At 58.5% G+C, this 18187-nt stretch carries 32 protein-coding genes; 13 read left to right on the forward strand and 19 right to left on the reverse strand.

All coding sequences use genetic code 11. From position 1 onward, the window contains the following. Nucleotides 1-7: 7 nt before the first annotated feature. The 16 genes from lysC to BLS87_RS24325 form a co-directional block, all read right to left on the reverse strand. Complete coding sequence (gene lysC / locus BLS87_RS34750; RefSeq protein ID WP_244165897.1) at nt 8-253, reverse strand: Rz1-like lysis system protein LysC; 246 nt, start codon at nt 251-253, stop codon at nt 8-10. Further along, nucleotides 156-542, reverse strand: a complete 387-nt coding sequence (locus BLS87_RS24255) for a hypothetical protein (RefSeq protein ID WP_074756461.1) — start codon at nt 540-542, stop codon at nt 156-158. The genes lysC and BLS87_RS24255 overlap by 98 nt, the downstream gene beginning before the upstream one ends. After that, entirely contained in the window at nt 539-856 is a 318-nt protein-coding gene (locus BLS87_RS24260; protein WP_074756539.1) for a phage holin, lambda family, read from the reverse strand. The genes BLS87_RS24255 and BLS87_RS24260 overlap by 4 nt, the downstream gene beginning before the upstream one ends. A gap of 224 nt (nt 857-1080) precedes the next feature. After that, entirely contained in the window at nt 1081-1422 is a 342-nt protein-coding gene (locus BLS87_RS24265; protein WP_074756463.1) for an antiterminator Q family protein, read from the reverse strand. Continuing rightward, the gene (locus BLS87_RS24270; protein ID WP_074756465.1) at nt 1419-1640 is read right to left on the reverse strand and encodes a hypothetical protein; all 222 of its coding nucleotides are present in this window, start codon (nt 1638-1640) and stop codon (nt 1419-1421) included. Before BLS87_RS24270 ends, BLS87_RS24265 begins: the two co-directional genes overlap by 4 nt. A 2-nt stretch (nt 1641-1642) precedes the next feature. Beyond that, a complete protein-coding gene (locus BLS87_RS24275) occupies nt 1643-1957 on the reverse strand; it encodes a hypothetical protein (protein WP_074756467.1) in 315 nt (104 codons plus the stop codon). Nucleotides 1958-2191: 234 nt separating this feature from the next. Then, entirely contained in the window at nt 2192-3472 is a 1281-nt protein-coding gene (locus BLS87_RS24280) for a tyrosine-type recombinase/integrase (protein ID WP_074756469.1), read from the reverse strand. Further along, entirely contained in the window at nt 3469-3900 is a 432-nt protein-coding gene (locus BLS87_RS24285) for a VRR-NUC domain-containing protein (protein WP_074756471.1), read from the reverse strand. The genes BLS87_RS24280 and BLS87_RS24285 overlap by 4 nt, the downstream gene beginning before the upstream one ends. Continuing rightward, on the reverse strand, nt 3897-4202 hold the full coding sequence (locus tag BLS87_RS24290; RefSeq protein WP_074756473.1) for a DUF1364 domain-containing protein: 306 nt from the start codon (nt 4200-4202) through the stop codon (nt 3897-3899). Before BLS87_RS24290 ends, BLS87_RS24285 begins: the two co-directional genes overlap by 4 nt. A 106-nt stretch (nt 4203-4308) precedes the next feature. Then, nucleotides 4309-4509 (reverse strand): hypothetical protein, encoded by a 201-nt coding sequence (locus tag BLS87_RS24295; protein WP_074756475.1) that lies wholly within the window; start codon nt 4507-4509, stop codon nt 4309-4311. Next, a complete protein-coding gene (locus BLS87_RS24300) occupies nt 4509-5027 on the reverse strand; it encodes a hypothetical protein (protein ID WP_074756477.1) in 519 nt (172 codons plus the stop codon). The genes BLS87_RS24295 and BLS87_RS24300 overlap by 1 nt, the downstream gene beginning before the upstream one ends. Continuing rightward, the gene (locus BLS87_RS24305; RefSeq protein ID WP_074756479.1) at nt 5027-5707 is read right to left on the reverse strand and encodes a replication protein P; all 681 of its coding nucleotides are present in this window, start codon (nt 5705-5707) and stop codon (nt 5027-5029) included. Before BLS87_RS24305 ends, BLS87_RS24300 begins: the two co-directional genes overlap by 1 nt. Then, on the reverse strand, nt 5707-6483 hold the full coding sequence (locus BLS87_RS24310) for a helix-turn-helix domain-containing protein (RefSeq protein WP_074756481.1): 777 nt from the start codon (nt 6481-6483) through the stop codon (nt 5707-5709). Before BLS87_RS24310 ends, BLS87_RS24305 begins: the two co-directional genes overlap by 1 nt. Nucleotides 6484-6494: 11 nt before the next feature. Next, nucleotides 6495-7241, reverse strand: coding sequence for a phage regulatory protein/antirepressor Ant (locus tag BLS87_RS24315; protein WP_244165895.1), 747 nt, complete (start codon nt 7239-7241; stop codon nt 6495-6497). A gap of 64 nt (nt 7242-7305) precedes the next feature. Then, nucleotides 7306-7731, reverse strand: a complete 426-nt coding sequence (locus BLS87_RS24320; RefSeq protein WP_074756483.1) for a phage regulatory CII family protein — start codon at nt 7729-7731, stop codon at nt 7306-7308. Between the two features lie 73 nt (nt 7732-7804). Beyond that, complete coding sequence (locus BLS87_RS24325; protein ID WP_074756485.1) at nt 7805-7999, reverse strand: Cro/CI family transcriptional regulator; 195 nt, start codon at nt 7997-7999, stop codon at nt 7805-7807. Nucleotides 8000-8109: 110 nt separating this feature from the next. On the opposite strand from BLS87_RS24325, the gene BLS87_RS24330 reads away from it, so the two are divergent. Next, complete coding sequence (locus tag BLS87_RS24330) at nt 8110-8979, forward strand: LexA family transcriptional regulator (RefSeq protein ID WP_074756487.1); 870 nt, start codon at nt 8110-8112, stop codon at nt 8977-8979. Nucleotides 8980-9333: 354 nt separating this feature from the next. Further along, nucleotides 9334-9666, forward strand: coding sequence for a hypothetical protein (locus tag BLS87_RS24340; RefSeq protein WP_074756491.1), 333 nt, complete (start codon nt 9334-9336; stop codon nt 9664-9666). Between the two features lie 49 nt (nt 9667-9715). Here the strand turns inward: BLS87_RS24340 and BLS87_RS24345 are convergent, their stop codons facing one another. Further along, the gene (locus BLS87_RS24345) at nt 9716-10033 is read right to left on the reverse strand and encodes a DUF1654 domain-containing protein (protein WP_074756493.1); all 318 of its coding nucleotides are present in this window, start codon (nt 10031-10033) and stop codon (nt 9716-9718) included. 686 nt (nt 10034-10719) lie between these two features. Between BLS87_RS24345 and BLS87_RS24350 the strand changes: the two genes are divergently transcribed. From BLS87_RS24350 to BLS87_RS24365, 4 genes are all read left to right on the forward strand, one after another. Continuing rightward, nucleotides 10720-10899, forward strand: coding sequence for a hypothetical protein (locus BLS87_RS24350; protein WP_074756495.1), 180 nt, complete (start codon nt 10720-10722; stop codon nt 10897-10899). Nucleotides 10900-11281: 382 nt separating this feature from the next. After that, a complete protein-coding gene (locus tag BLS87_RS24355) occupies nt 11282-11569 on the forward strand; it encodes a hypothetical protein (RefSeq protein WP_074756497.1) in 288 nt (95 codons plus the stop codon). Beyond that, a complete protein-coding gene (locus BLS87_RS24360; protein ID WP_074756499.1) occupies nt 11566-11880 on the forward strand; it encodes a hypothetical protein in 315 nt (104 codons plus the stop codon). Before BLS87_RS24355 ends, BLS87_RS24360 begins: the two co-directional genes overlap by 4 nt. A gap of 84 nt (nt 11881-11964) precedes the next feature. After that, nucleotides 11965-12315: a hypothetical protein gene (locus BLS87_RS24365; RefSeq protein ID WP_074756501.1), complete on the forward strand. Its 351-nt coding sequence runs from the start codon at nt 11965-11967 to the stop codon at nt 12313-12315. On the opposite strand, the gene BLS87_RS24370 is transcribed toward BLS87_RS24365, so the two are convergent. After that, nucleotides 12305-12487 (reverse strand): hypothetical protein, encoded by a 183-nt coding sequence (locus BLS87_RS24370; protein ID WP_074756503.1) that lies wholly within the window; start codon nt 12485-12487, stop codon nt 12305-12307. The two genes, BLS87_RS24365 and BLS87_RS24370, sit on opposite strands and share 11 nt — an antisense overlap. A 100-nt stretch (nt 12488-12587) precedes the next feature. Between BLS87_RS24370 and BLS87_RS24375 the strand changes: the two genes are divergently transcribed. Continuing rightward, on the forward strand, nt 12588-13349 hold the full coding sequence (locus tag BLS87_RS24375) for a hypothetical protein (protein ID WP_074756505.1): 762 nt from the start codon (nt 12588-12590) through the stop codon (nt 13347-13349). On the opposite strand, the gene BLS87_RS24380 is transcribed toward BLS87_RS24375, so the two are convergent. Further along, nucleotides 13350-13544, reverse strand: a complete 195-nt coding sequence (locus BLS87_RS24380; protein WP_074756507.1) for a hypothetical protein — start codon at nt 13542-13544, stop codon at nt 13350-13352. It lies immediately after the preceding gene. A 62-nt stretch (nt 13545-13606) separates the two neighbouring features. Here BLS87_RS24380 and BLS87_RS24385 point away from each other — a divergent pair, with 62 nt between their 5' ends. The 6 genes from BLS87_RS24385 to BLS87_RS24410 all read left to right on the forward strand — a co-directional run bounded on the left by BLS87_RS24385 (nt 13607) and on the right by BLS87_RS24410 (nt 18140). Beyond that, a complete protein-coding gene (locus tag BLS87_RS24385) occupies nt 13607-14743 on the forward strand; it encodes a DNA-methyltransferase (RefSeq protein WP_074756509.1) in 1137 nt (378 codons plus the stop codon). A 288-nt stretch (nt 14744-15031) separates the two neighbouring features. Continuing rightward, entirely contained in the window at nt 15032-15709 is a 678-nt protein-coding gene (locus tag BLS87_RS24390) for a hypothetical protein (protein ID WP_074756511.1), read from the forward strand. Between the two features lie 69 nt (nt 15710-15778). Beyond that, nucleotides 15779-15982 carry a hypothetical protein gene (locus BLS87_RS24395; RefSeq protein ID WP_143024473.1) on the forward strand — a complete coding sequence of 68 codons (204 nt, stop codon included), beginning with the start codon at nt 15779-15781 and terminating at the stop codon, nt 15980-15982. After that, entirely contained in the window at nt 15979-16695 is a 717-nt protein-coding gene (locus BLS87_RS24400) for a hypothetical protein (RefSeq protein ID WP_074756515.1), read from the forward strand. The genes BLS87_RS24395 and BLS87_RS24400 overlap by 4 nt, the downstream gene beginning before the upstream one ends. Next, entirely contained in the window at nt 16688-17326 is a 639-nt protein-coding gene (locus BLS87_RS24405; RefSeq protein ID WP_074756517.1) for a hypothetical protein, read from the forward strand. Before BLS87_RS24400 ends, BLS87_RS24405 begins: the two co-directional genes overlap by 8 nt. 64 nt (nt 17327-17390) lie before the next feature. Next, nucleotides 17391-18140: a hypothetical protein gene (locus tag BLS87_RS24410; RefSeq protein WP_083370750.1), complete on the forward strand. Its 750-nt coding sequence runs from the start codon at nt 17391-17393 to the stop codon at nt 18138-18140. Nucleotides 18141-18187 lie beyond the last annotated feature (47 nt).

Consider the following 18187-nt stretch of genomic DNA (forward strand, 5'->3'; position numbering starts at 1 on the left):
CGAATACCTATTTGGTCTTGCTGCGTTGGATCTGGGCGTCTACCTGGTCGGCGCAGGTGTCGAGCAGGTTCACTGCCCGATCCTTCAATGCCCACAGGTCGCCATTCAGTGCCAAGTCATCATCGCTTTCGCTGATGCGCTCGCACGGCACCAGCTCAGGGGGTTCGAGCCTTACCGTTGTTGTCTTTACCGGTGCTGGCGGGTTTGCCCCGCAGGCCGTCAGGCAAAGGCTGATCAGCCCACTTGCGAACAGCCGGGCTTTTACGCTTGAGGTCTTCAAAGTCTTTCCTCGCCTTCAGGGCTTTCTGTTCGCTCGCCTTGAGCCGGCTGCTCAGATCGGCCTGATAGGCAGCGTTCCTTGTAGCCTCTGCCCGCAACGTAGTTATCGTTGCCTGGCTTTCAAGGTTTGCTGCGAGCGCATCGGTTTTCGCTTTGGTCTCAATCGCGACCTCTCCGCGCAAGGCAATCACGCGGTACTGTTGGATACCAACGAGCAACAGCGCAACCAAGGCGATTATCAATGCAGCGGCGATTGCTTTCATTGCGTGTCCACCTTGCGGCCGATGAACTTGATAATGAACTCCCTGATCACGGTCACTCCAATGAAGCCAATGGCGCCACCAGCGGCAACAGACAGACTGGAAGGCCACGCCACCCATTCAATTACGCTGCTGGCCGAAAGGCTCAATGCACCGCAGATCAACGCTTCCAGTATCACGCGCCCTTTGTTGGCTTCTTTGCCTTCGTAGATAACGCGCAATAGGGATATGGTTGTGGCCATGATCGCTCCTTGCCAGAGCGGAGTACTGAGGACGAGCCAGACCTGCGCCCAGAATTCAGGATTTTTCTCAGGCATGTTGTAGATCCGACTGTCCTCCCCTTGGGGGAGCAGGAATAAATCGGCCCCGCAGCACTCCCAGCTCGGGGCGATGGGTGTGGCGGGGCCGAAAACGAAAAAGCCCCGGCAAATGCCGAGGCTCTGTGAACTGTAGAAAGCAAAAAGCCCAACTCTTGAGGTTGGGCTTTGCTCGCGGAAAAACCGCAAAGTAATGCGAAATCTATAGATCAGGACCGGGGCTGTCAAGCAGCCTCGCGGCGAATTTCCAAGGCTCCATCAATCCAAGCTATTCCAGCCTTCCAAAGCTGTCTGGTCTTCTCTTCGCCGAAGCCCATTTTCTTACCCACCACCATCAAGGATGTGTCGCGGGAGGTGTAGTACTTGATGATCACGTTGCCCGCTTCTTCATAGCGACTGCGCAGGCGGCCGACCAGGCGATCCATCAGCAAGGCCTGGTCGTCGGTAATCATCGGCGTGGCGATATCGTTCTCGCGGGATGCACAGCAGGAGACACCCGAGCCCAGCACGACCCAGCGGCCCCAATGCTCGAGCAGATCTTCGACAGTACGTTCAATCATCTTCATGGCTGGTCCCCATGTGGAGCATTAATTGCGCGAAGCCCAACGCGGGCTAACACCTTTTCCTGGCAGGCGTGAATGGCTGAGCAGAATTCTTGCTTCGCCATCGGATGCTCAGTTGGAAGCTTCAAGAACTCGTTCCAAGCCTCGGCTAGCAGGCCCACCACCTTGGCTTCCTGCTCGGTTACCACCAAGTTGTTCTGGTTGAAAATTCGAGTCACCATGCTCAATCCCCTGTGAAATTCGTGCGCCCGGCGCCGCACTGGTTGTTCTGTTCGTATTGTTCGTGGGCACCACCCTGTGCCTGCCTCGTCCTGGACAACTGGGCGGTGACATTGCGAAGTCTCATGCTCAACTGAGGCACCAACTCTTCAAGCGGCAGTGCCTCACCGGTTGCCTGGCAGATCCAGCCGGAAGCGTTGCAGGCCTCGCAGTCGATGTGGAAGAAGACACCCTTGGTGCAGCCAGCACCGCGACAGACGCCGCACTCCATCAGCGGCTTGAGTTGGCGGCGAAAGTCCGGGCCGTGGCTCTTCTTCATACCGTTCACTCGATCCACTCGCCGCGCCCCCAGGTCAGAGGGTTTAGCCACTTCCAAGCCGGCACCCAAACGACGACGGTGTCGCGCCATCCGGACCGACTCCCACAGCGACCACAAACCTTCAGCTCGGTGAATGAGTTTTTGAAGCTGGCCGAATTGCCTCCAACATCTCCTATTCCGGAGCAGGCCAAACAGGCAACAGCGTGGTAATTCGTCATTTTGAAACCTCGCCTTTTACGGATTCTGGGAAACGCTAGAGGCCGCGTCGTTGCTGGCCTGCGCACGGATATGCGAATTTCCGCTTCTGTCGTCTTTCCAACCATGAATCAGGGCAAAGCCGCATTCGTCCAATCGCTGATGCCACTTCTCCAACGCCTCGCGCTTGAGCTGTTCGGCATGGGTGTGGATGTAGGTCTGCACGTTGCGAGTAAGCGTGTGGTTCACCAGCATCTCGCCGATGAGGTAGTCGACGCCCAGATCAGTCCAAGCCGTGCGCGCCAGCTTGCGCAGGTCGTGGCTCGTCCACTCGCCCTGCCCCAGTCTGGTGAACACGGCGCAGGCTTGACCCTCGGTCATCGGGCGGCCACCCTTGCTCGGGAATAGGTAGGTGCCCTGATAGCCCCTCGATGTCTGCCACTCGCGGTAGCGCTTCAACAGGGCCACCACCTGGCCGGTCAGCGGAAGACTGTGCTCGCACCGGGTCTTCGTGTTCTCGGCGGGCAGAAACCACTCACCACCATCAGCGATCGTGATATGCGACCAGCGGGCCTGTCGGGTCTCGCCAACACGCGTGCCATGGCAGAGCATCATCAGCGCCAGCATGTTGTCGGCCGGTTCATGATCGAAGCCGCCGGCGAACGATTCGACCAGCGCCTCGATTTGCACGCCGCGCAGCCTCGAGGTCTTCGGCTTGATTTTCGCCTTGGTGAAGTCGGTGAACCGGAACCCTGCAATTGGGTTGGTGGCGATCAGCTTGAGCTTCTCGGCCTGCTTGAACGCCACGACCAGCACGCCCCACATCAGCCGCACGTAGGACAGAGATAGCTCTTCCTGCATGGGCCACATGGCCTCGCGGTCAATGGTCGCGCGCGACACGTCACCGATCTGCATGTCTGCGAGGCGTGGCTTGAGGTGGCAATGGATAGCGGACTTGGCCGACGTCCGCCGCTTGTCCGAGAGGCTACGGTCGCGGGACTGCCGTTCCGAGTACCAGTCGAGCAACTCACCGACCGTTTGCAGGGTGCCAGCGGCAGCGGATGCAGCAGGATCGGCGGCAAGTCGTGCATGGATTTGAGGCATGACGCCCGCCAGCGCCTTGAAGCTCAGCGCCGGATAGCCGCCGACCTTGTTCCATTTCTTCTTGGTCACCAGATACCAGGTGGCGCGCTCGCGATTGAGACTGAAGCGCAGGTACAGCCCTGGGTGGCGAGGATCGCGAAGGGATTCGAATTCGCCGGTCGCGGCTTGCCGGCGGATCTCGGCGTCAGAGAATGAAACGATGCCTGTCTTGCTCATGCGGCCACCACGGTTTTCGGAAGTAGGAGGTATGCCCGGATGTGCTCCATGGCGTCGAAGTGGCCACGGCACACGATGGCGAGATAGCCCTGCTCGTTCAGGCGGCGAATGCAGGCGTGCTGGCTGGGAGATACCGGCGCGTCGTTCGGCGGCGTGGCTTTGAACTCCAGATACAGGCCGAAATAGCCGCCACGGGCCATGGTCAGAACCAGATCAGGGATACCCGCCTTTACGCCTTGGGCCTTGAGCTTCGCGGCGACAGCCTTGTGCCGCTGGCCACCGTTCGGAACGTGGTGGATGTGCTCCCAGGCTTCGGGATGACGCGCCTTGAGCTCAGCGAGCAACGCGGCCTGCTCCAGCCCCTCCCGATCGACCCTCGGTGTCCGCACTGCCCTTGGCTTGGAGGTTTTGAGTTTGAGCGCCGTCACGCCGCCACCTTGCCTTCCGCTACCAGGATATCGAGCGTTCTAATGATGCCTTCGAGGTGCATGCGGCGAAGCTCCTCATGACTGAACTCGGTCTTGCTGCGCGCGTCGACGGCGTCATGGCAAGCGGAGCATGCCCAAGCCGCCTGCAGGTCGTTTGGTTTGATGCCCATCCCGCTGCGCGTGCCCGCCATGCGGAAGTGAGCCAGAACCGTCGTTTCTGGGTTGCCGTTGCACACGCCCGGGACGCGGATCTGGCATTCGCGGCCGCGCGCGGCCTTGGTCAGCTTGGTCTGCTTTCTCACAGGACACCCCCGAACTGGAAATCCGCCGGCGGCACCTGGTGCGAATAAGCGCACTGCATCAGTGAGCAGGCGCAGCGAGCCACGCTGATCAGCGCAAGCAAGGTCTTCATGGGTAAGGCTCCCAGAGGTCAATCACTTCGTAGGTGGTCGGCCACTTGCCAGAGGCATAGGCCTTTGCAATTTCCTGATCGGCGAACAGCGCCTGAGGCTGTTCCGGTTCAGCGGTCAGGTCGAACTTGTAAGCGCCGCTGTACACAGCGAACCGGTATGCGCAGCTGGTGGGCGAGGCCAACATTGGATGGCGCATTACGCACCGCCCCCGATTTCCTTGAGCAGGCTCTGCAGCTGTTTCAGCTTGGCGGTAGCTTGGGAACTACCCTCGCGCTCAGCCTCGACCGAAAGCGCTACCTCCTCGATGCGAGAGGCCATAGCCTTCATTCGGGCGCTGAAATCATTGGCCAAGGCCACAACTTCTGAGGACAGGCCCGCAAGCGCATCAAGCGCATTGATTTCCGGCTTCTTGGTGGTAACAACGAGTTCGATAGCTTGCTTCGGCATGGGCGTTTCGATCCTGAGTTTTATGGTTACGGCGTCGCGCTGAAACTTGCTGCCTACTGGCTCACGAATGATTCCGGCATCTTTCAATTCGCCCAGAGCGCGACGAACTGCGTGGACAGATACGGAAGTTGCGTTTACTGCAAGAGCCGCGCAGTGGATGTCGTGAGCACTCCATGCCTGCTGGATGGGCACATATTCGAAAACCTTCCGGGCGGTGGATGACTGTCCGGCAAGTAGTTGCTGAATCCGGGACTCGGTGAAGGCCATTAGCAGCACCCCTGCGTCGGTTCTTCTGAAGGCAATGCGGCACGGCGCGCGCGAAGTTCAGCGAGCGCCTTATTCCCAATCTCAGGCGTACGCCTGGCTTCGGCCTTGGCGGGAAGAGCCAGCGGCATCGCCTGAAGCGGCAAGCCCTCAACCATGCGACGGATCGTGATCACGTAGTTGCGCTCGAACAGCTTCAGCGCCAGCGAGGTTTCTAGGCGGTTCAATGGCTCGAATCCGCACTCTTTCGCCGCGTGCCAGACCGCGTTGTGACTCCACTTGCCCTTCCCGGCCATCATTGGGTGTGCGTTGCGGCAGGCCTCGCGGAACGCCTTTTCCAGCGGAGGGATGCCCAGCATTTCCGGCGTGGGTTGGCACAGCTTGATGAACTTGCCCACGCTCGGCGCGAAGTCGGAGCCCAGCTTGCGGCACTGCTCAATGCCAAAGCGGATCTGCTCAATCTTCGTGATGTTCTCGGCCATGAACGCCTTGGTCCATGTGGCCTTGGCTGCGCCGATGGCTTCCTGATCCGGCCAGGCCTGTTTCCAGGCTGGGAAGATCGCCATCAGTTCGCGGAAGAGAGCGTTGATCACCTGAACCGTACCGGCGTCGATCTTTGGCACGGCTGCTTCGGCGGTAGCCACGTTGGGCAATTGCCGCATGATGTTTGCCACTGACTGCATCACAGACCTCCGAGGTTTTCAGCCCAACTGGTGTCATCAAAATCAGGGGTCTGCCCCTGCCCTGCCGCCTTCACTCGCTCCCGCTTGATCCACTGAACCAGTCGGTAGCACCAGCCCGCGGCCGAATCCACGGTCGTCGGTTTGGCGACGAAGAAACCCTTAAACGCCCGGATGGCTGCTTCAGGAACGGCGTCGGCAGGTAGACCAGCAATAGCGATCTGGTCGGACAGGGCTTTGGCATTCGGCTCCCAAGTGGGGAACATGGCGAAGCGTTGGTTCGGCGCCGGGCATTCGGCGGCTGCGGTCTCTTGCCGGGCAATCTCGTCAGCCAATTCGCGCTGCAGCTGCTGCTCTTCGGTTTCCTGATGGTTAAGTGGTGTATTGGGTGCAGCTGCTGCACCCCGTTCTGCGTTTTCCTGCACCCCGTTCTGCTGTGAGCTGCACCCCGTGCGGTTATCTGCACCCCGTTCCTTACGGGGTGCAGCATTTGCACCCCGTTTAAGCTGGAGGTCATACACCACCGGGCGGCGGTCGCGACGGTCGATGTAGGCCGCGGCGATTGCTTGATTGCCTTCGGTGATGAACCCGGCCTTCTCCAACTCATCGAGTTTCAGGCGAACGGTACGCTCGGACAGGCCTGTGTCTTCAGACAGGGTCAGCGCCGATGGGAAAGCGCCACGACCGTCGCTACCGGCGTAGTTGGCCAGGCACAGCAGGACATGCCGGGCAGCAGGGTTTTCGAGGGAAGCCTTCGGCAGTGCGAGGGCCCATGACATTGCTTGAACACTCACAGCGAAGCTCCATTGATCTTTTCAGCGAGCACAACAAGACCTCGGCGGGTAACCATCACCTGCTCGACGATCTTCAGCTCTTCGGATTCGTTATTTTTGACCTTCACCAGCTTGTGCTCGAGCAGGCCGCTTGAGATGCGAGGCTGAAACGCTGACCAGTTGGCAAAGCTGCTACGGCGATAGATCCAGCGGTTCTTGCTCATCCAGGCAAACACCTGCAGAGGCTGAATGCCGATGTGCTTTGCCGCATCGGTGATGCACAGGGAACCCTGGGTGTTCGCCAACCGCTCTAGCGCCTCAACCTTCGGTGCTTGCTGCTGGATGACCATGTGCAGCTTCTGGTTTTCTTCAGCCTGATCAGCAGCCAGGCGCAATGCCTCAGGCAATGTCGTTGGCACGCGAGGAGCTTCGGAAAAGTGATCTTCCAATTCTCGCAGTCGTACTATCACGCGATGGCGCAGCGGAATGCTGTAGCCGGTTATCAGCGTTTCAGTCAGATCGCGGTCGAGAAAAAAGCAAGGAAGTGACCGGCCGGAGCCATCGCGGTAGCTGCCCCCAAATCTGGGGTCAGTGATTTGAAGCTCTTCGAGCATGCGGCGAATGTCACGCATCACATGGTCGTGGCGCTTTCCGGTAAGGTCCGCAATCTCGCGCGACGACATAACCTGACGCGACATATTGCGTACCCCTGCCAAAACTGACGAATCAGGCGGGCTCTTGCTCTGGGTGGTCGTGGTGTGCATAATCGGACCTCACAAGTGTTGTTGAAAGAGCCGGGTTGCAGCCCGGCTTTTTTGTGCCTGCGATTCAGGCAGCGGCTTTTACGGATGACTTGAGTAAGGCCAAAGCCTTCTCGGCGTGATCGATCTCTCTCAGGATCCGCGCTCGCTCCACCTGGTCCATGCGGCCATCAGCCATAGCTGCGTGGGTCTCAACGGTCACCTCGGCGAACTCAAATGCAGCGCGGCTCAAGGCGTGGTGAACATCAACCGCTGCAGGCGCTTCGGTCTTGACGATTGCGTAACCGAACTCCCCCGCCAGCGCTTCCAACGGGCGCATGTCTTCGGTATGCAGCATCAGGGCGTACAGGTGCTTCACGTTGAACCAGGCGCCGTCGTAATTCGCGTTCGCGCGCTGCAACAGGCTCACTGCTGGCATGTTCATCAGCGTGGCGAGATTCTTGGTGTCCGCGTCCTCGACGACTGCGTCACACGCCCTCAGAAAATCCTGCATTCCTAAAACCTCAAATTTGTTTATGTGGCGGCGTGCCAGCACGCGTTACAGAATGTTTCCAGCAAGTCAGCAATCAGGCCGCGGTGCTCTGGGATGGGAACGGACGAATTTCTTCAGCGGTAAAGGTCCCGTCGTCATGCTCAGTTACCTGGATGTCGCGTTCTGCTCGTAGAGCTTTTGAGATAGCGGGAGAACTGACCCCCAGCGCCTTGGCGACAGCGGTCTGACCCATCCTCTCGACCAACATTGGCAGGGGCGTTTTCTTCATTTCTTTGCTCGACCAAGCTTGATGTGTACATACGATCTTAACCGGCGGTTAGCAATTCAGCAACACCGGCGGTTAGCGCAAATAACTTAACCAACGGTTAAATTTCACGGATGACCAAAAAGAAAGAGTTGTCTCCAGAGTTGAAAGCTGAGTGCGATGCCGCCAAGGCGCTTTTCGTATCGAAGAAAAACGCGCTCGGTTTAACCCAGGCCAGCCTCGCCGAAGAAGCCGACATATCGGCCGCCGCTGTGGCGATGTATCTCAATGGGACCAACCCGCTGAATGCGAAATTCGCGGCGGTTTTCTCCCGAATGATTGGCGAGCCGATTGATAAATTCAGTCCCCGCCTATCAAAGGAAATAAACGGTCTCACTACAGCGACGGAACCCTCGTTAAGGGCCTCGGGGAGTACGGCAGATCTGGTAAAACAGATGTTGTCCAAGGTGAAAGGATTAACGGTCGAAGCTCGGGAGCGGATAGTCGCCGCTGCGGAAGAACCGGACGATGGATCACCGGGAGTTATCCCGGCGAACATGGCAAGCCTCAGGCCTACCAACGAAGAGATCGTGATTCCTCAATACGACATTCGCGCCGCGATGGGGGCCGGCCAAGTTCCGCCCGACTATCAGGAAGTCGTGCGCAATCTGGTGGTACGCGAGGACATTCTGCGGGAAAAGGGCGTTTCCTACACATCGAAGACGTCTCTGGGAATGATCAACGGCTGGGGCGACAGCATGGCCGGCACGATCAACGACAAAGACCTCGTCATCGTCGACAAAGGCATCCAGGACTTTGTTGGGGATGGCGTTTACGTCCTGACGTGGGGAAAGGAGTTGTACATCAAGCGGGTGATGCGCATGGACGAAGAGCACTACCGGTTGATCTCAGATAACCAGCACTACGAGAACCAGACCGCTCGAATCGATGACGTGACGATTCACGCGAAGGTTCTACTAATTTGGAATGCAAGGAAAGCATAGGCATGCTGAGGAGTTTTTGTTGAGCAGTCAGAATAAGGTTTACGGAAAAATCAGCGGAGCGGTGGTTAACGATGAAGACTCCTCGGAGCCATTACGGCTAAGCGACCTCTTCAAATTTTTGAATGTCCGCAAAAGAAGCACTTCATGCCCTCATTGCGACCATAGGGGCGCGTGGGAAATCAGCATGCAGGAGGAATCTGACAATGAGGAGAATCCTCGCCTACTGCTTTTCAAGATGGAATCCACCAAGGGAGAAGCCCACACGTCGATAGCAATGAATTGCCCAAATTGCGGGCACTTGGCGCAGATCTCCACTTACAAGATACGGGAGTTCTTAGCTGGAGACGTTCAACCATGGGCGAAATAATCCGTAAGGCTTTGTGGGGAAGAGGTGTTGACGGCAACTCTGGAGGGGGAGACGATACTGGTGGCGGAAATCCCCCGGGAGGGAGCGAATTGGAACGGCGCGTTGAAAAGCTTGAGGCGACCATGGCTGAAATTCAAGTCAGGCTAATCCGCGTCGAGTTGAAGCTGGACTCAACCGCCACAAAGGCCGACCTATCAGACCTAGCGACATCCTTTCACAAGTCGATGACGGAACAGACTTGGAAATTTATCACCGCTGCCATAGGAATGTCCGGGCTGTTCGCCGCGATCTCGTTTGGTGTTGCTCACCTTATGAAGTAGTACTTAATTCTTGAAAAGCCCGCCGACCAAGCGGGCTTTTTTGTGGGTATTAGAAAGGCGCTGGCTCCAGGGATTCGAACTCGTCGTGCGCCTCTACGCGTGGGTCTTCATCATCGGGCGCCTCCCAGCTCAGGCGAACCGAGCCGTCTTCATTGTTGAATGTCATCTCAATACCGTCCACTTCCGAAAGCACCCCCATCACCTCGTCCCACTCCCGATCACCGTCCGTATCCAGGCGGTGAATCGTCGCCCACTTTCGCTCCTGGGCGATAGGGTGATTGATCATGCTGGAAACCCTCAGAGTTAAGCGCTCCACGCCTGAAATCTGGGTTGGCTGCGGCGTCTCGATTTTTCCTTGTACTGCCATAAGCACCTCCTAAAAAATACTGTATAAACATCCAGCAGATAAGAAGCATAACCTCCCTCCCTAAAAAATAAATTAACCGCCGGTATTGACGTTACAGAAACCGCCGGTTAATTTAATCCCATCGCCAGCGACAACACGGCGAAGGGGCGGCGCCCCGCCGCTCTTTAAAAACAAGCGCGATAAATCAACAGACCGCATTGCCTCTACCGGCGACCGGTGATCAGACAGGCGAACGAGGAAAGCCTGCCAACGACAGGGAAAACCCTGGACGGCTGATCAAGGGCGAAATGCCCGAACCGCGTGAATGACCCGGTAAGCGATGCGCCCCGCCACTCCGGCGGTAATGGAAAAGATTTGAAGAATTAGCGCGCCCAATAGCTTCGGCTGGGAGCGCCGGACCTCATGCGATGTGCCGATTCAAACACCCAGGCACAGGGCTGTACGTCGCATGTTGTATATGCCCGATGACCATCACGACAACGCTGCTGATCAAGTCGAGATGAACAGGGAAGCCCACCGCCGCACCCTGATACCGAAACCTGTGATCAGCAGCGGGGATTAGGCACCAGAAACACCCACATCGCTGACGCAATGCCCCGGCCTGTCGCCAGTAGCGAGGCCGGGATTTCACCAGGTGCCATTCGATGAGTGCCATCCGGGAAATCAACCCAACCTGAGGAACACCCATGACACGCGATGAGCATCAAGAAATCCACACCGTAGCGACCGCAGCGTTGGTTGGCATTTTGTCTTCCGACCCACAGGTCCGCCCGGAACTGGCGGCCAAAACTGCATTTGACGCAGCAGAGTCTTTCGCAGCTGAGCGCAAGAAGCGCATCGGCGAAGAACCCCACTTCGATATGTGAAGCATCACTCCTGCCCATTCAACGAGTGGGCAGCGGGATGCGGACGAAACTGCGGCCCATAACCGCCCACCTGCATCAGGTGAAGAATGGTCAGCTTGGAGAAATTGACCCGCACCGAGGCGAGCGCCCGCCATTCCCACGGCGCGCACCACACGGAGGATTTGCAGCCATGTAAACGACAGCCTGCCGGCCTTTGCCTCATGCAACGCCGAGCGAAGAGGTTCACGTACAGAGGTGTATTGAACCAGCAACACGAAAGCCCGGGCACGACCGGGCTTTTTTTCACCCCGCGTTTACCCGCCAGCACTCTCCCCTGCGCCCAACGGCAAGCAGCGGGTGGTCAGAGTGCTGACGAATACACGCAACCATCTGAGGAAAGGACATGCACCCACAAATCCAATCGCGCCTGGACGGCCTGAAAGCCATGTCCCTTCGCGCTCAAATCGCCACAGCGGAGTTCTACGCCATGATCGGTAAAGAGCCACCAGCGCAGAAGATTCGCTACCAGGTCGTCGCCAAGGGCGTCAGCGCCTACCACGTCGTGGAAATCGCCACCGGAAAGGTGCGCGGCTTCCGCTTTAACTGGAAGGATGCTGTCAACTTCGCCCAGGCCCTTGAGGCACGCGCTGACGGTGTGAAGGTCACGCTGTCAAAGGCGGTTCTGCAATGATTGGCGAAAGCGTGCCAGACCAGCACAAGCAGGTCATCGCGCATCTGTCGGCACAGATCGAGCACTACCTTGCGACCGGGCACCGCATTGAAGTGGTTCCGGCCGGGAAAAGCGGCGAAGTGCCGTTCACTGCAATCGGCAACCACCCGAAGAACCTCAAGGCAAAGCGCGACAGGCATGAGCCTCGCGTCCGTGAGCTGGCAGCCCAAGGCGGCACCGCATCAGCAATCGCCACCGCCGTCGGCATCGACAGCCGGACTGTCCGGCGAATTGCCAAAGAGCACGACATAACTCTGGCGGAACCTACCTGATGCGTAGGATCAACAACCGCGTGCACCAGCGACGTCGGCAAGCCTGGCTGGACTTGCCAGCTCAACAGTTCGGAGAAGCATCCAATGGAAAAGACAGCAGCCGCGAAACACTCGGCGGCGTACCGGGCGAGGCAAGCGGAGGCGAAGCAAAAGATGGGAATCGAGAAGATGCCTATCGAAGTGCCGATCGGCACGCGCTCTGCGATGAGCAAAGCCATGGACGAGCACGGTTACAGCCAGGTGCAGGAGCTTTGGCAGGATCTGGCGCTGTCGTTCCTGTCTATGCCGCACGAAGAACAGGCCCGGCGCTTGAGAAAGCCTGACGCGTTAGCTTTTGTGATTACTTCGGAACTAGCGCGTAATTATGTTCAGAAAGCCAAGGCAGAACTGAAGTCCAACCCTGGCGACGAAATTATCCTTTCTGTCAATCGTTGACTCGTTGGAGAGGCGTAACCGTAGAGAACTCCTCAATTTCAAAGGTCGGATGCGCCCCAAGCAGATTACCGTATGGGTCAGTAACGACATACTTCCCGTTCTGCTCTTTGATCTCTCCGACGTTTTCGTACTGCCAAACCTTACCTTCAGTATCTTTAAACCACGCTGGCATAGCGTACTCCTTGACCCGGCCCCATGCCGGTCACCACGTATAGCCCACCACCAACCTATTCGCCACCGAACTTTCGGAGGCTTTCGCATGGAGCATTGCCATGAACCAAGAACAGCGTAATCAGGAATGGATTGCACAGCGCAACGCCGAAGAGGCCAAGCGACGTGAGCGTGCGGCGGAATGCTTGAAGGACCACGAATACACCGTTCTGGCTGACACAGAGCAGCTGAAAGCGTGGCGCTGCAAGGCGCCAGGCAGCACCGACTATGCATTCGACATCCTTATGACTCGCTTCGGCATTGCCACTGTCGGTGACATTGACGGGCTTACCTTCAGCGTTGGCCTCTCCTACGGCATCGAGTTCCTGGCCGGTAAAGATATCGGCTACTACATCCACTCAAAACTCGAAGGACACTGTCGCGAGCGCGAGTTTGACGAAGACGCCTTCCGTGCGGCGCTGGTGCATGGCGTGTGCAGTCAGATCTGCGAAAGCACACGTAGCGACGAAGAGTACGCAGCGCTGCCCGAATGGATGCGCAACGACGTCGGTCCGGGTGAAGCTGGTCGCTGGGATGAGCTTTGCGAATTCGTAGAGGCAAAGCATGACTCGATCAGCTACGGAGAGGAAGGACATGACTTCTGGGACGGTCTGAATGATCGACTGGAAGAGGCCACCTGTATCGGCAGCACCGAGGAAGCATTCTCTTTCATGAGCGGCAACTACGACGAATTTGGGCTGGGGTGCGATTACTGGGAGATCAGGGTCGACAAGCCGCGTGAAAGCCTGATCAATCGGCTGTACCTGATAAATCACGCCGCCAAGGCGATTGTCGCTCAGCAGGTTGAAGACAAAGCCGCCTAATCACGCCAGCGAATCAGCCGCCACCTCAATCTCATTGATGGCCATGGCCAGATAGTCTGATTCGTAGGCCTCTAAATTCAAAAGCTCATCGGCTGCCGCTTCTGACAGCTCGTCCAGATCGAGCCCTTGATTGCGTGCGGCGCTGAGTACCGCTTTCAGTGCCAGCGCCAACGCCTTTTCCCTGTCTTCGCTCATGACCTTCTCCCTTCCTGTGGAGAGGTAAGCGTAGGCCATTACCAACCGCATGGAATCGAACCATGAGCCAGCAACACCAGATTCTGGTCGGCGACTGCATCGAGATGATGCGGACGCTGCCGGACAAGTCAGTTCATACCTGCGTGACCAGCCCACCCTACTTCGGCCTGCGCGACTACGGGGTCGAGGGTCAGATCGGCTTGGAGGAAACACCCGTCGAGTTCATCGCGCGTCTGGTAGATGTTTTCCGCGAAGTGCGCCGAGTACTCCGCGATGACGGCACGGCCTGGGTGAACATGGGCGACAGTTACGCGGGGAGCTGGGGTGCGCACGGGCGGGATGATATGGGCGTCGGTGTCTCGACGATCAGTCAGCGGCAGGTGATGGCGAGTCAGCGGAAGGCCAAGGCGACCACGCACGCCGAGTACAAGCCCAAGGATCTTATGGGCATGCCTTGGCGCCTAGCCTTCGCGCTGCAGGACGATGGCTGGTTTCTGCGCCAGGACATCATCTGGCACAAGCCGAACCCTATGCCTGAGTCGACGCGGGACCGCTGCACTAAAGCGCACGAATACCTGTTTCTGCTCAGCAAGTCGCGCCGGTACCACTGCGATATGCAGGCGATTCGGGAGCCGGCGGCATACGGGCCGACGCCAACCGGTGTTGGCTTTGGTCATGGCTTCGACGCGGTACCGAAGCCGCGAGTGACTGTACCCGCCGGGTGGGATACCTCCACCGGCGGAGGCGGACACGGAACATTCCACAAGGATGGGTCAGCCAGAAGCAATCGTGACAGTTTTCAACGCGAAGGTTCGAAGCGTGAGCAGGCGATACCAGGTCAGAGCAAAGGCACGCACCGCCCAGACAGGGAGCAGAGCAGCTGGGATCTGCTGACGCGAAACAAGCGCAGCGTCTGGACTGTGGCCACACAAAGTTTCAAGGGCGCCCACTTCGCCACCTTCCCACCTGACCTGATCAGGCCGTGCATTCTGGCTGGCGCGCCGCGCGGCGGTGTGGTGCTCGACCCGTTCGGCGGTGCCGGTACCACGTCGCTGGTTTCGATGCAGGAAGGCCGCCGGTCGATCCTGTGTGAGCTCAACCCTGAATACGCGGCAATGGCCAGAGCGCGCATCGACGCTGCCTGGCTGGATGGTGCGGCGCAGATGGATGTATTCCACGACGCCACGCCAGCTGCCTGACTCAGGATTTTTTACCAGGTTGTGCATTCCCTCGGTTGTCGCCTGAAACCTTGCCGGTTGTGCTTGGCCAGTTTCCACCAGGACCTGGATGGCTGGACGCAGGACGGGACGATCCACCCGAGCCTTTACCGGATCCACTTGAGCTTTTACCACTTCCACCTTTTGACATGACATCTCTCTCCTATTGAACAGTGCCCTTTGAGAGTAGGCCGCTGCGCAGTCGGTAACGAGCCGTCCGTCTACAACCCCCTTCCCAACTTTGAATCACGCCACTGGCGAGGCCTTGCCATGCACCAAAGAAAAATAGCGATCTTCCTGTGCGACCTCACCGGTGTCATGGCGCAACCATGGGTCGAGGCCGGTTACGAAGCAATCCTGATTGACCCGCAGCACCCTGAAGGGGTGCATACCGACGGCGCCATCACGAAGGTGGGTCACATTATCGACCACCCCGAATCATGGCGAATCATCCGTGAGGCTGTTGCCACCGCCCAAGTTGAGTTCGTGGCCGGGTTCCCGCCGTGCACAGACTTGGCTGTAAGTGGTGCACGATGGTTCGAGGCGAAGCGCAAGGCCGACCCGGCCGTTCAGTTCAAGGCCATGCACGTGGTTTGGCAGTGTCAGATCATCGGCGAGTTGTCCGGCGCGCCGTGGTTCGCAGAGAACCCGGTCAGCCAGATCAGCAGCCTCTGGCGAAAGCCAGACCACTGGTTTCACCCGTGGCAGTTCTCAGGATTCTGCGCCGACGACCAGTACACGAAAAAGACTTGCCTGTGGACCGGGGGGGGCTTCGTGATGCCGGCGCCCTTCACTGACGAAAGCCTGGGCTCTCCGGATGATCGAATCCACAAGGCGCCTCCCGGTCCCGAGCGAGCGAACTTCCGAAGCGCTACGCCAGCGGGATTTGCACGGGCAGTGTTTCTCGCCAATCACAAACCGGCCGCTGCTGCGCTCGTCGCCGCCTGACCAACCCCACAGTAACCTCCAGAGGTTACATCTAGAAAAGTAACCTGTATGGGTTACAGGGATATCGCCATGCCATTCGCGACAAGTTTTCAGCACAAGGTCGAGGCGACGATTTTCAACCTCGATGACGACGGGCCCGTGATAGCCCTGAGGCTCCTACCGTTCGGACCGATCACGCCAAAGCAGGCCCGAGAGATCGGCCGCCAAATCATCCAAGCCGCCAACGCCGCCGACCAGGGCGAAGTGGGCACGTATCCGCAGGAGGGGTTATGAGTCAGGAATTGAAGAAGCTGCCGCCATTCGCCGCAGAAGTAATGAGCAAGCTGCAGCGCTTCGAAGAGTGCGCCAATGACTTCGAAGCCGACGGCGTCGATATCGGTCGAGATTGGCTCGACACGTTGACTCACCTCGGCCTTCTGGATCGTGCTCAACGCAGTCCAGCGCTCTGGCAGACCACGCCGGAAGGTGATGCTCTGCTTGAAGCATACGGCCCGCCAGATGCAATGGATGAATCGAATTTCGCGCCAGGTGGCTGGAAAATCGAAAGGACTCCGGACGGCGGATTCTGCATCAGTCATCCAGCGCATGGGCGGGGCTTCTTCTCCGATAAAGGTCATAAGCCAGCGGTGATAGTAAGCCGTTTTTTGGAGGCGCTTCTGACATACGGCCCCACAGCTGAACGCCTGCAGGCCGAGAACGCCGCACTCCAGCAGCGTTTGAGCGTGGCGGATCAGCCAGTTGATGATCTTGAATCCGAACTGACCAAGGCGCGGGAGTTGTTGAAGCGTGCGGCATGGTCTGATGGTATTTCGTCTAGCTGCCCTCTTGGGAAAGACCTTGAAGACTTCTTGGGTCGCCACCAATCCGCGCCAGCCGCGAAGGGTGAATGCAAAGATTGTTTAGCCGTGCAAGAAGCAGAACAAAACCCTAACACTCAATGCGATAGTTGCGGATGGGCAGCCGCGAAGGGTGGCAGCGATGAGTGATAAGGCCAAACTGCTGCCGTGCCCGTTTTGCGGCGGAAAAGCCAAAGTGAGCAGTTTCCCCGGCGCGCATAACGTCTGGTGCGAAAATCAACCTGTGAGCTGCGGTAACCGAGCGATGTTCACCGTTGAGCAGTGGAACACCCGCGCCGCCCCGACCGAGGATGTCCGCTTACACCAGTCCGCGGCGGATACGCTCAAGCAGGCCGCTGACACATTGGATGCCATCGACCGACGCCGCATTGAACGCGCTGAACGACTTGGTTTGCCCGAGGATGTCCGCGCAGTGGCGGATGAGCCGGTGCACCAGGTTCGCTCCCACGGATCCTGCTGCTGGGAAGATGTCAGCGGCGAGTCACTGGAATCATACCGATGCCAGCCCGAGCACTACGAAATTCGAAAGCTTTACCGCCAGCCGCAATGTTCGGAGGTCAGCCCGCAATGTTCGGAGCAGCTCCGAACACAAGCCCGCCCAGTCGCTTTGCCGGAGCGCCTGCGTGAAGTCTGGCTTTTCCTCGACGGGCAATCCGAGCTGGAAGGCTGCGTGTTCGGCGAGAAGCCCGAAGGCCGCCACAACTTCTGGTGGCGCAAAGAGCTTCGCGCCGCTCTGGAAGAGTTATACCCAGCGCAGTAACCCCGCCGCCCGTTCGGCCCCACCCTATCCCTATTGCCTGCTGCGTATGCGGCGAGGAGATCATGTGTCCGCGATAAAAGAACGACCGATCCTGTTCTCGGCGCCGATGGTGCGCGCCGTCCTGGAAAGCCGTAAGTCAGTCACGCGCCGCGCGCTCAAAGTGCAGCCGCATATCGATGCGAGCGGAAATTTTTGCGTAGGGCAGTACAACTACGGGCAGGATTTGGACGGCACGCCAATGACTAGGCACTTCGTCAAGAGTCACTGCCCCTACGGCCAGCCCGGCGAACGCCTGTGGGTGCGCGAGACTTGGGGCGTCATCAGCCACGACTTTGACGAACACGGCAACATGATCGACTGGACGCCTGACCGCCACGCCACTCCGATCCGGGAAATGCCTTTCGGGCGTGGCTATTACTCGGGTCACGTAATCTACCGTGCCGACGGCGAAGCGACATGGGCTGGTGACGATGACGGCGGCGGGGATGATCGCTCCGCTTGGAAGCCGAGCATTCACATGCCTCGTATCGCCAGTCGCATCCTGCTGGAGATAACCGACGTGCGCGTCGAGCGCCTGCAGGATGGTGAAGGCGAGACGACGTTCGAAAGTCGCTACGTCGCTGAAGGCATCCACCGCATCCACCACGGTGACGGTGACTATTACTTCCACCCCTTCAAAGACGAGCCCGGCCCGGGCAACTGGTGCGATCCGTTCGCCGCCTGGCGGGAGTTGTGGGTATCCATAAACGGAGGTGACTCATGGAACAGCAACCCATGGGTCTGGGTCGTCGAGTTCAAGCGGGTGACGCCATGAAGACCTATCCGCTTGATATCGAATCCGTGGGTGAAGACACGTACATC

Source organism: Pseudomonas abietaniphila, assembly GCF_900100795.1.
GTDB lineage: Bacteria > Pseudomonadota > Gammaproteobacteria > Pseudomonadales > Pseudomonadaceae > Aquipseudomonas > Aquipseudomonas abietaniphila.